Origin of the sequence: Escherichia sp. Lx600-2, assembly GCF_036662595.1 — a bacterium.
Classification (GTDB): domain Bacteria; phylum Pseudomonadota; class Gammaproteobacteria; order Enterobacterales; family Enterobacteriaceae; genus Escherichia; species Escherichia coli.
In genome coordinates, this window is record NZ_JAYQWM010000108.1 from 1 (window position 1) to 9,848 (window position 9,848).

The window sequence follows — 9,848 nt, forward strand, 5'->3', positions numbered from 1 at the left end:
GGTGGAGCTGCATGACAAAGTCATCGGGCATTATCTGAACATAAAACACTATCAATAAGTTGGAGTCATTACCCGCCGCGAGATAAAGGAAAAATCATGCTTTCCGACTGGTACGATTTATGGTTTTACACGCCGGAACTGCGACGTCCTATGCCTATTTCACGGCAACAAAGATTAATTGGGCAAATCTCTAACGGCGATGTCATTGTCACTAACTTTGAATATGCCTATGACTCGACCCTGGTGGGGGAAGTCACGTGTGCTGAAAAGCAGTGTTACAAGCTGGCGCTGGTGCGTAAATCGGCGGATATCACCTGGCCGAAGGTTATCTATTACGTTGAAAAAGACGGTGATAATCGCCCGTGGAAGGCAGCCTATTACTCGCAGGATGACCAGTTAATAAAAGAAGTGTTGTATCAGGATTTCCAGCCGGTGCTGGGGAAAACGCGACCCATGAAAATAACCGTTACCGATGTCCGTCACGGCAATAACTATTCAGTGATGGAGTACAGCGATGTTCGTCTGGAATCGCTGCCGGAGTTTCATTTCACCAAAGAGTATATTCAGCGAGGTGCGAAATGAAACGTACGCTGAAGATCTCTTCGTTGCTGTGTGTTGCGCTGCCGTTGACGGTACAGGCGGATTGCCTGTCAGGTGACGAGGTGGCACAAAACAGCGATGTGACGCTTTACGAGCAGGTGTCTTATGTCAATAAACAGGCTTCGGCCTGGCAGATTGCAGGCAAAAATCCCTACACACGTCACAACGGTTATCAGGAGGCGGGGATTGGCATCAATAGTGGTTGTTCGATAATCGACAATACGCTGGACCTTAAGCTCAATCTGTATGGAATAAACGAATATGCGCTTAAACCCGCAGGGAAATTCGAAACGGATGATAGCCGCACACGTGCGTTAATTAACCGCCTCAGTCTGGTCTATAGCGCCTCGGACAGCGTTCAATTTGAAGCAGGCAAATTTGCCGCGCCGTCAGGAATGTTCTTTTTGCGTTCGCCTTCTGATTTGCAAACGCATTATTACACCGGCTTCCAGTCGACACGTTTGCACGATCCCAAAATGACATCGGCGTATCAGGCGTCATCGTGGGGCGCAAAAATGAACTTGGATACACGCGATTATGCGTTTTCGGCGAGCGTCATACCGAAGTTAGCCACCATCGACAAACGCTATGTGACGTCTGGCAACTGGTCTGCTAATCAGCAGGGAAACAGCGACGAAGCCTATCTGCTGAGCTACAGCGATCATCGCTTTGGTGAGCACACACCGACAGTCAATGTGCGGCTCGGGCCATCGCCGTCACTCGCGCTGTCTGACAGTTATCACTACACCCCGCAGCTGACGCTGAATGTCGACGCAGCCTACCACCGCTCCCAACAATGGCGGCATCTTTCCCACCATGAGACGGCGCAGGTCGAGGAATATCAGTTTCCGGATTCGCTCTATGAAACGAAAGACGAAAGCGGCGTGGAGCTGGCCCTGGGGGGGCAATACACCAGCGATAGTTTCAGCGTGTTTGGCGTTGAGTATTACTTTCAGAGCGAGGGGTATTCGCGTGCTGAACAGCGTCAGCAGCGCGAGTTAATTGATTTCCTCAACACCACAACCGGTTATGCGCCACTGGATCAGGCATTTGATTCTTACAAATACCTGATGGCTTCAGAAATCAGCAATACCGCCAATCAGGGGATGCTGCAGGGTAAGCACTATCTGAACGCCTGGGCCAGTCTGCCGCTGGCGGGAGAGTCGACGCTGCAGCCTTCGCTGGTGGTGAATCTCGTTGATGGCAGCACGTTGCTGGGCCTGCATTATTCCACGCCGCTCAGCACTATCAGTAACCAGCTTGAAACCTATGCCGGTGGCTATAGCGCGCTGGGAAGTCGGTACTCCGAATTTGCGCTTTTTGGCGACACGTTAGGCCTTTATTTGGGCTTTAAATACTATCTATAAGGATAAAGAGATGATGAATAATGCTTCACAACCGACAGTACTGCTTTTTGCCGGTCAGGGTAATCCGGTTATTGGCATGGGCAGCGATCTTTGGGATCTCAATGCCAGTACAAAACATATCTGGGATTGTGCCAGCGATATTTCCGGGCTGAACCTGCGTCGCCTGTGTCAGAAGGGGCCGATGAATCGCCTTATTCAAACGACGGTACAACAACTGGCGGTGACCGCAATCAATGTAACGCTCTATACCCTGTGCCGTGAACGTCTTGAGAATTTAACGGTTGTGGGGTCCTGCGGACACAGCGTTGGTGAATACAGTGCGCTCTACGCTGCCGGAGCTATTTCTCTTGAGACGCTATTTGGCATGATTCACTTCAGAGCCAGCCTGATGCATGACGAAAGCCAGAGAAATAAAGGCGCAATGCTGGCGGTTAAAGGCATCAACCGCGAACAACTGCAGACGATGATTACGGAATCAGGCATTGCGCTGGATATTAGCTGTGATAACACGCCGCGCCAGCAGGTTATTGGAGGAACGCAGGCTGCGTTGAATGAATTTGCCACGCTGCTGATGGCCGCTGGATACGAACCGGTTAAACTCGGTGTGAGCGGTGCTTGGCACACGCGTTTGATGGAGGACGGCGTTCAGGCAATGCGCGATTATCTTGCCGGACTGGATATCGCTTCGCCAGAGCATCAGGTTCTGATGAACGTAACAGCAAAAAGCGAGGTCGCTCCGTCAATTATCAAAGAAAATCTCTCATTACACTTAACTCATACGGTGAAATGGACTGAATCTCTCGATACATTTCTGAATATGCCAACCTCGGTAGCCTTCCTTGAAATAAGTAATAAGCCCTATTTGGGGAATATGTTAAACGATTTTGCTGGTGTGGATCAGCAACGAGTTATGCATTGTCGTAAAGCATTTAGTGATGCAAAGGTATTCAAATGATTCCTGATTATTTAACTTTTATTCGCTTTCAGGATAAACGAAGTCTGATATACATTTATGCTATTGGACTTATTCTGATAGGCTTTTATTGGAAAAATGCAGGATTTACTTTTCCATCAGAGGATATTGGTGTCGTTAGTGGGATTCTGGCCCTGGTGCTGTATAATTTTATTTTTGATCTCAAGGCGTACTGGGCTTATAAATGCGTCACGAAGAATATCGATTTTTCGTGGTTTAAGAAAAAGCAGAACCACAAAATAGAATTATTTCTTACGCAACCTCTGGTGGCAGGATTTCTGTCGTTAATCATGTTGAGTGCAATGAGTTGGGGGCTATACCAGCGTCTACCCTCGTTATATGCGCTGTTCCTGATTTCGTTACTTGGGCCGTTGGTTATCTTTCTGCTGTTTCGGATGATCCGCACCAGTTATGTCAAGCAGGTCGCTATTTCAGTAGCGAAAAAAGTAAAATATAAAAGTCTGACTCGCTATGTGCTGCTTTCGGTGTGCATCTCAACGGTTGTTAACCTGCTTACTATCAGCCCGTTGCGTAACAGTGATTCTTTTGTGATAGAGGGGCAGTGGTTAACGTTTAAATCGATAATTGCATTGCTCATTCTTTGTGGCGTAGTGTTGGCGATTAATCTGTTTTTTCTGCGCTTCTCCAGGCGGTACGCTTTTTTGGGCAGGCTTTTTTTGCAGGAAATCGATCTGTTTTTCTCCAGTGAAAATGTGTTGTCGACCTTTTTTGCCAAGCCGCTTTGGCTTCGGTTATTCATATTGCTGGTTATTGAAGTGATGTGGATTACGCTGGTGTCGGTATTGGCAACGCTTGTGGAATGGCGGATTTGGTTTGAAGCCTATTTTTTACTCTGCTATGTACCGTGCTTAATTTACTATTTTTTCTATTGTCGATTTCTCTGGCATAACGATTTTATGATGGCATGTGACATGTATTTCCGTTGGGGGCATTTTAATAAGTGAGGAAGTGATAGGAAGTGACCAGATAATACATATATGTTCTGTACTCTCTTGCGCATTTTGATTGTTGACTGAGTAACCAGACAGTTGATGTTCACGATTTCCCCTCGCCCTAACAGACGTGGGCGGGGGCACCCGGTGTGTGCAATATACGAAAAAAAGCCCGTACTTTCGTACGAGCTCTTCTTTAAATATGGCGGTGAGGGGGGGATTGACTCGCTTCGCTCGCCCTGCGGGCAGCCCGCTCACTGCGTTCACGGTCTGTCCAACTGGCTGTCGCCAGTTGTCGACCCCTGGACGGGGCTTCTCATCCCCCCGGTGTGTGCAATATACGAAAAAAAAGCCCGTACTTTCGTACGAGCTCTTCTTTAAATATGGCGGTGAGGGGGGGATTCGAACCCCCGATACGTTGCCGTATACACACTTTCCAGGCGTGCTCCTTCAGCCACTCGGACACCTCACCAAATTGTCGTTCCTGTCTTGCTGGAACGGGCGCTAATTTAGGGAAATCATGACCTGAGGTCAACAAACTTTTTTAAAAAATCGCGCGTTTATTCAAACTTCAATCAATGTGTGGTTTTAATAAGCGAAATCTGCTTTTTTTGCCACCGACCACGGATTTGTTATGCTGGTGGCCTTTGTAGATCATAACGATAAGTGCGAGTAAATTTCGCGCAACGCTTTTCAGGAGTCAGTATGGATATCATCTTTTATCACCCAACGTTCGATACCCAATGGTGGATTGAGGCACTGCGCAAAGCTATTCCTCAGGCAAGAGTCAGAGCATGGAAAAGCGGAGATAATGACTCTGCTGATTATGCTTTAGTCTGGCATCCTCCTGTTGAAATGCTGGCAGGGCGCGATCTTAAAGCGGTGTTCGCACTCGGGGCCGGTGTTGATTCTATTTTGAGCAAACTACAGGCACACCCTGAAATGCTGAACCCTTCTGTTCCACTTTTTCGCCTGGAAGATACCGGTATGGGCGAGCAAATGCAGGAATATGCTGTCAGTCAGGTGCTGCATTGGTTTCGACGTTTTGACGATTATCGCATCCAGCAAAATAGTTCGCATTGGCAACCGCTGCCTGAATATCATCGGGAAGATTTTACCATTGGCATTTTGGGCGCAGGCGTACTGGGCAGTAAAGTTGCTCAGAGTCTGCAAACCTGGCGCTTTTCGCTGCGTTGCTGGAGTCGAACCCGTAAATCGTGGCCTGGCGTGCAAAGCTTTGCCGGACGGGAAGAACTGTCTGCATTTCTGAGCCAATGTCGGGTATTGATTAATTTGTTACCGAATACCCCTGAAACCGTCGGCATTATTAATCAACAATTACTCGAAAAATTACCGGATGGCGCGTATCTCCTCAACCTGGCGCGTGGTGTTCATGTTGTGGAAGATGACCTGCTCGCGGCGCTGGATAGCGGGAAAGTTAAAGGCGCAATGTTGGATGTTTTTAATCGTGAACCCTTACCGCCTGAAAGTCCGCTCTGGCAACATCCACGCGTGACGATAACACCACATGTCGCCGCGATTACCCGTCCCGCTGAAGCTGTGGAGTACATTTCTCGCACTATTGCCCAGCTCGAAAAAGGGGAGAGGGTCTGCGGGCAAGTCGACCGCGCACGCGGCTACTAATAAAGCATCAGGATTCCTGCTATCCTTGGCGGGAATTGAATACAGGAGAGAGTTATGTATCCCGTCGACCTTCATATGCATACCGTTGCCAGCACACATGCATATAGCACATTGAGTGATTACATTGCCCAGGCCAAACAAAAGGGCATTAAACTTTTTGCGATCACCGATCATGGCCCGGATATGGAAGATGCGCCGCATCACTGGCACTTCATTAACATGCGTATCTGGCCGCGAGTGGTTGATGGGGTAGGGATCCTGCGCGGCATCGAAGCTAACATTAAAAATGTTGATGGTGAAATTGATTGCAGCGGTAAAATGTTTGACTCGCTGGATCTGATTATTGCCGGTTTTCATGAGCCGGTTTTTGCACCACATGACAAAGCGACCAATACACAAGCGATGATCGCCACTATCGCCAGCGGCAATGTGCATATAATAAGCCATCCCGGAAATCCGAAATATGAGATAGATGTTAAAGCCGTTGCTGAAGCAGCCGCGAAACATCAGGTGGCGCTGGAAATCAATAATTCCTCATTTTTACACTCACGTAAGGGCAGTGAAGACAACTGTCGTGCGGTAGCCGCAGCGGTACGTGATGCTGGAGGTTGGGTGGCATTAGGCTCGGATTCTCACACCGCGTTTACCATGGGGGAATTTGAAGAGTGTCTTAAAATCCTCGACGCGGTAGATTTTCCGCCAGAGCGCATTTTGAATGTTTCTCCGCGCCGCTTACTGAACTTCCTTGAATCTCGCGGTATGGCACCGATTGCGGAATTTGCAGACCTTTAATTACTAGTAATGGAAATATATTAATGAACGAGTTTTCTATCCTCTGTCGTGTGCTGGGTTCGCTCTATTACCGCCAACCGCAAGATCCTTTACTGGTGCCGCTGTTTACCCTGATTCGTGAGGGGAAACTGGCTGCGAACTGGCCACTGGAGCAGGATGAGTTACTGACGCGTTTACAGAAAAGCTGTGATATGGCGCAAGTCTCTGCCGATTACAATGCGTTGTTTATCGGCGATGAATGCGCTGTGCCGCCATATCGTAGCGCATGGGTTGAGGGCGCGGCGGAAGCGGAAGTGCGCGCTTTTCTTTCTGAACGAGGGATGCCATTAGCGGATACGCCTGCCGATCACATCGGCACATTGCTGCTTGCGGCTTCCTGGCTGGAAGATCAGTCAACGGAAGATGAGAGCGAAGCACTGGAAACACTGTTCAGTGAGTATCTGTTACCCTGGTGTGGCGCGTTCCTTGGCAAAGTGGAGGCCCATGCAACCACGCCTTTCTGGCGCACCATGGCACCGCTAACCCGTGATGCCATTAGTGCAATGTGGGACGAGCTGGAAGAGGATTCTGAAGAGTGAATGTGATCTGCGTCATTCATGACTGCAACGGGTAATTTGTTGTTGCATAAAATGTGTGCTCGATCTCATTCATGGACGCGTTTTCTGCTATCATGCGCGGCATGAACATACTTCTCTCTATTGCAATCACAACAGGCATTCTCTCCGGTATCTGGGGATGGGTGGCTGTTTCCCTGGGCTTACTAAGCTGGGCGGGCTTCCTGGGCTGTACGGCCTACTTTGCTTGCCCGCAAGGTGGGCTGAAAGGGCTGGCGATCTCCGCTGCAACTCTGCTTAGTGGCGTGGTGTGGGCGATGGTCATTATTTACGGTAGTGCACTGGCGCCACATCTGGAAATTCTCAGTTATGTCATAACCGGTATTGTCGCGTTTCTGATGTGTATTCAGGCCAAACAGCTGCTGCTTTCATTTGTTCCGGGGACGTTTATAGGCGCATGCGCGACGTTTGCCGGGCAGGGTGACTGGAAACTGGTGTTACCTTCGCTGGCGCTTGGGCTGATATTTGGTTACGCAATGAAAAACAGCGGCCTGTGGCTGGCGGCGCGTAGTGCAAAGACGGCTCTCCGTGAGCAGGAAATCAAAAATAAAGCGTGAGGGGCACTCACGCTTTCGCTTAAACAGTAAATGCCGGATTATTAATTCCGGCATTTTTATCTGTCAGGATTCCGGTGGAACCGACATATGGCGGTATTTCACCAGAATGTCATTCTGCCGTTCTGCTTTGTTCTGCAAATCCCACAGACCACGGTCAATACCATCATTAATCAGGAAAATGACCCCTGTTTCGATAGCCGACATCAGGCACAGCATAACGGGTTCGTTCGAGGTGTAACCCACTTCCCCTTCCAGCAAGCGCTGGTAGTCAATAAAGCGGAAAACCCCAGCCTGAACTTCATAGGAAAGTATCGTCTTACTGGTGTTCACCGAGGAGAGGATCTCACCGGTACTCACATTGACGACGCGCAGGTTCACGGCAATCTGATCGAGCTGGTATTGCGTGTCGGCACCGATCCCAAAATATCTTGCCCCAACCCCGCCAGATTTGACGTTGCTTTCATAACCGATAATCGAACCTTCAACCATGATATTTGCCGCCGTTAAAGATTGCAGCGGGATTCGGTTATTAATGGCAACCGTGCCGTTTTCTTGTGCCGCACGAATAATCTTGCGCTCGTTAAGCAGGTTTTGTAAGCCCTGGCGCTCCAGCGGTATAAACCAGCGAGAATCTTTCAATGCCGTGACCAGCATTGCCGTGGCGCTTTGCGGAACAGCAGTGGAGAAGTTACTTGCCGGGTAGGGTTTAAATTGCCCGGTTTCGTCCTGAATGTTGTATACCGAAACAAAGATCTTACCCGTCGGCGCTGGCAGATGGGTCAAATCTTTGTAGCTCTGAGCTCGAGGCATTAATGTCGGTCTGGCGGCTTCTTTAGGCGGGGCGGTTAAGCATCCGCTCAGTAACATGACGGCAACCAAAAGAAATAAGCGCTGCATGATTATTTTCCTTATGAAGCTGGGGCTTAAAAATCGGTTGAGTTATTTTGTAAACCCGAAACCTGGATAGTCGAGGTTTGTCCGGTTTTACGATCTGTCACGTTCAACTGCAATTGACCATCGCGGTTGGCAATATCGACAATATAATCGTTGGTCACCATGCGGCCCGGTTTCCCGGTATTAATATTCGACAGTAGCCCACCTAAAATTTGTGACTGGATGGCCTGAGTAAAGTTATCTAACGCTGAGGGTGTTTCAATACCAAAGTCATCGTTATAGCTCGGATCTTTATAAGAGTTTTGGGCCTGAGCGCTATTTAATAAAAAAGCGCCATTATTTGGGTTACCACCAAAGTTTGGATTACGGAACTGGAAAGTCATGGTTCCAGCCCAACTTAATGGCGAAATAAGCATGAGTAGAACTACTGCATGTTTGACACGCATTGCAGCCTCCGAACAATTTTTTATTTAGAATTCATCATGCGCCAAATCGCCCGTACTTAATAACGCCTGATTTATCTGGCGACGATTTAGTGCTTCTTCAGTTTGAATCAGTGCAAAGACGACAGTTTTTTCGAAGTCTCTTTTCAACGGGAATAAAAAAGTCTGGAAAATAACGTCCTGATTCACCGTTATAGTGATCCAACTTCCCCATCGTGCACTGGGCCTTTCATTAATCGTTAAGTTACCCGTATAGTCACTTTCCCATTTATCACTAAAGGCTCGGTAAAAATCATGGCCAATAGATGAAACAGTATGGTCAGTTAACAATCCCGGGACTTCTACCTCAACGGCGTGAAGATTCCCTGCGGCGAACAGAAATTCTGCCGCCACAATCCAGCGTAAATAACGTTTCATGGCTTTATCGCCTGAGGTTATCGTTTGCCCAGGAAACCGCTTGTGTCCGGTTTTTTACGGCTATCTTCTTGAAAAGATTATAAAGATGCGTTTTAACCGTATTTTCGCTGATGAACAACGAACGAGCGATCTCGTTATTAGACGCGCCGATACGCAGCTTATTCAGGATCTCTTTTTCCCGATGAGTAAGGAGGGCTGATTCCGTGCTGTTATAACGATAGTTACCAGAATGTGTAATCAGGTAACTGGCAAGCTTTTGCGTAAAGTAGCATTCGCCGCGCAGGACGCCTTGCAACCCATTGACAACACGTTCTTGATCCTCCATGGCATAAAAAACGCCGTTGATATGAGGCCAGTTTTCAATGTCGCGGTACGGGTAATCTTCAGGCGTATTTAGCAACAATATTTTGATATTGTTGTTTTTCCTGCTCAAAGTATCCTGCCAATAATGGATAAGCTTTTTATCCGCTTCCATCATATCCAGAAGAATAATAGAGCCTGAAGAGATATCGTCCAGAGGGTGATGCTGCCAACTTACTGATTTAGTGTATGATGGTGTTTTTGAGGTGCTCCAGTGGCTTCTGTTTCTATCAG

General features: G+C 48.2%; 12 protein-coding genes, 1 tRNA gene and 1 pseudogene. 9 read left to right on the forward strand and 5 right to left on the reverse strand.

What is annotated here, in order from left to right:
- Position 1: 1 nt before the first annotated feature.
- The 5 genes and pseudogenes from OQV04_RS25255 to ycdU all read left to right on the forward strand — a co-directional run bounded on the left by OQV04_RS25255 (position 2) and on the right by ycdU (position 3,905).
- The gene (locus OQV04_RS25255; RefSeq protein WP_003032489.1) at positions 2 to 58 is read left to right on the forward strand and encodes an IS1 family transposase; all 57 of its coding nucleotides are present in this window, start codon (positions 2 to 4) and stop codon (positions 56 to 58) included.
- An 11-nt stretch (positions 59 to 69) separates the two neighbouring features.
- Positions 70 to 582 (forward strand): annotated as a pseudogene (locus tag OQV04_RS21695) (outer membrane lipoprotein-sorting protein); the annotation flags it as partial.
- Positions 579 to 1,967: a hypothetical protein gene (locus tag OQV04_RS21700; RefSeq protein ID WP_032280708.1), complete on the forward strand. Its 1,389-nt coding sequence runs from the start codon at positions 579 to 581 to the stop codon at positions 1,965 to 1,967. The pseudogene OQV04_RS21695 and the gene OQV04_RS21700, both read left to right, overlap by 4 nt.
- A 13-nt stretch (positions 1,968 to 1,980) precedes the next feature.
- A complete protein-coding gene (locus OQV04_RS21705) occupies positions 1,981 to 2,922 on the forward strand; it encodes an ACP S-malonyltransferase (protein WP_001536743.1) in 942 nt (313 codons plus the stop codon).
- Positions 2,919 to 3,905, forward strand: a complete 987-nt coding sequence (gene ycdU / locus OQV04_RS21710; protein WP_032280709.1) for a protein YcdU — start codon at positions 2,919 to 2,921, stop codon at positions 3,903 to 3,905. The genes OQV04_RS21705 and ycdU overlap by 4 nt, the downstream gene beginning before the upstream one ends.
- A gap of 372 nt (positions 3,906 to 4,277) precedes the next feature.
- Here the strand turns inward: ycdU and OQV04_RS21715 are convergent.
- Positions 4,278 to 4,365: transfer RNA gene (locus tag OQV04_RS21715), tRNA-Ser, on the reverse strand.
- 233 nt (positions 4,366 to 4,598) lie between these two features.
- On the opposite strand from OQV04_RS21715, the gene ghrA reads away from it, so the two are divergent.
- From ghrA to OQV04_RS21735, 4 genes are all read left to right on the forward strand, one after another.
- Positions 4,599 to 5,537, forward strand: a complete 939-nt coding sequence (gene ghrA / locus OQV04_RS21720) for a glyoxylate/hydroxypyruvate reductase GhrA (RefSeq protein ID WP_000351322.1) — start codon at positions 4,599 to 4,601, stop codon at positions 5,535 to 5,537.
- A 54-nt stretch (positions 5,538 to 5,591) separates the two neighbouring features.
- Positions 5,592 to 6,329 (forward strand): zinc-binding phosphatase, encoded by a 738-nt coding sequence (gene ycdX, locus OQV04_RS21725; RefSeq protein ID WP_000283664.1) that lies wholly within the window; start codon positions 5,592 to 5,594, stop codon positions 6,327 to 6,329.
- A 23-nt stretch (positions 6,330 to 6,352) separates the two neighbouring features.
- Complete coding sequence (gene ycdY / locus OQV04_RS21730) at positions 6,353 to 6,907, forward strand: molecular chaperone YcdY (RefSeq protein ID WP_032280717.1); 555 nt, start codon at positions 6,353 to 6,355, stop codon at positions 6,905 to 6,907.
- A gap of 101 nt (positions 6,908 to 7,008) precedes the next feature.
- Positions 7,009 to 7,500, forward strand: coding sequence for a DUF1097 domain-containing protein (locus OQV04_RS21735; RefSeq protein WP_001301587.1), 492 nt, complete (start codon positions 7,009 to 7,011; stop codon positions 7,498 to 7,500).
- A gap of 63 nt (positions 7,501 to 7,563) precedes the next feature.
- On the opposite strand, the gene csgG is transcribed toward OQV04_RS21735, so the two are convergent.
- From csgG to csgD, 4 genes are all read right to left on the reverse strand, one after another.
- A complete protein-coding gene (csgG, locus tag OQV04_RS21740) occupies positions 7,564 to 8,397 on the reverse strand; it encodes a curli production assembly/transport protein CsgG (RefSeq protein ID WP_001189321.1) in 834 nt (277 codons plus the stop codon).
- Between the two features lie 26 nt (positions 8,398 to 8,423).
- On the reverse strand, positions 8,424 to 8,840 hold the full coding sequence (gene csgF, locus OQV04_RS21745) for a curli production assembly/transport protein CsgF (RefSeq protein ID WP_001264088.1): 417 nt from the start codon (positions 8,838 to 8,840) through the stop codon (positions 8,424 to 8,426).
- Between the two features lie 24 nt (positions 8,841 to 8,864).
- Complete coding sequence (gene csgE, locus OQV04_RS21750; protein ID WP_000833288.1) at positions 8,865 to 9,254, reverse strand: curli production assembly/transport protein CsgE; 390 nt, start codon at positions 9,252 to 9,254, stop codon at positions 8,865 to 8,867.
- Between the two features lie 4 nt (positions 9,255 to 9,258).
- Positions 9,259 to 9,848, reverse strand: a 590-nt coding sequence (csgD, locus tag OQV04_RS21755; RefSeq protein WP_247806859.1) for a biofilm master transcriptional regulator CsgD, incomplete at its 5' end; no start/stop codon positions are given.

Excerpts from the sequence above, each read along its gene's own strand:
- ycdU (WP_032280709.1), top strand. The coding sequence starts at position 2,919 with ATGATTCCTGATTATTTAACTTTTATTCGCTTTCAGGATAAACGAAGT.
- ycdY (WP_032280717.1), top strand. The coding sequence starts at position 6,353 with ATGAACGAGTTTTCTATCCTCTGTCGTGTGCTGGGTTCGCTCTATTAC.
- ycdX (WP_000283664.1), top strand. The coding sequence starts at position 5,592 with ATGTATCCCGTCGACCTTCATATGCATACCGTTGCCAGCACACATGCA.
- csgF (WP_001264088.1), bottom strand. The coding sequence starts at position 8,840 with ATGCGTGTCAAACATGCAGTAGTTCTACTCATGCTTATTTCGCCATTA.
- OQV04_RS21735 (WP_001301587.1), top strand. The coding sequence starts at position 7,009 with ATGAACATACTTCTCTCTATTGCAATCACAACAGGCATTCTCTCCGGT.
- OQV04_RS21700 (WP_032280708.1), top strand. The coding sequence starts at position 579 with ATGAAACGTACGCTGAAGATCTCTTCGTTGCTGTGTGTTGCGCTGCCG.
- ghrA (WP_000351322.1), top strand. The coding sequence starts at position 4,599 with ATGGATATCATCTTTTATCACCCAACGTTCGATACCCAATGGTGGATT.
- csgG (WP_001189321.1), bottom strand. The coding sequence starts at position 8,397 with ATGCAGCGCTTATTTCTTTTGGTTGCCGTCATGTTACTGAGCGGATGC.
- csgE (WP_000833288.1), bottom strand. The coding sequence starts at position 9,254 with ATGAAACGTTATTTACGCTGGATTGTGGCGGCAGAATTTCTGTTCGCC.
- OQV04_RS21705 (WP_001536743.1), top strand. The coding sequence starts at position 1,981 with ATGAATAATGCTTCACAACCGACAGTACTGCTTTTTGCCGGTCAGGGT.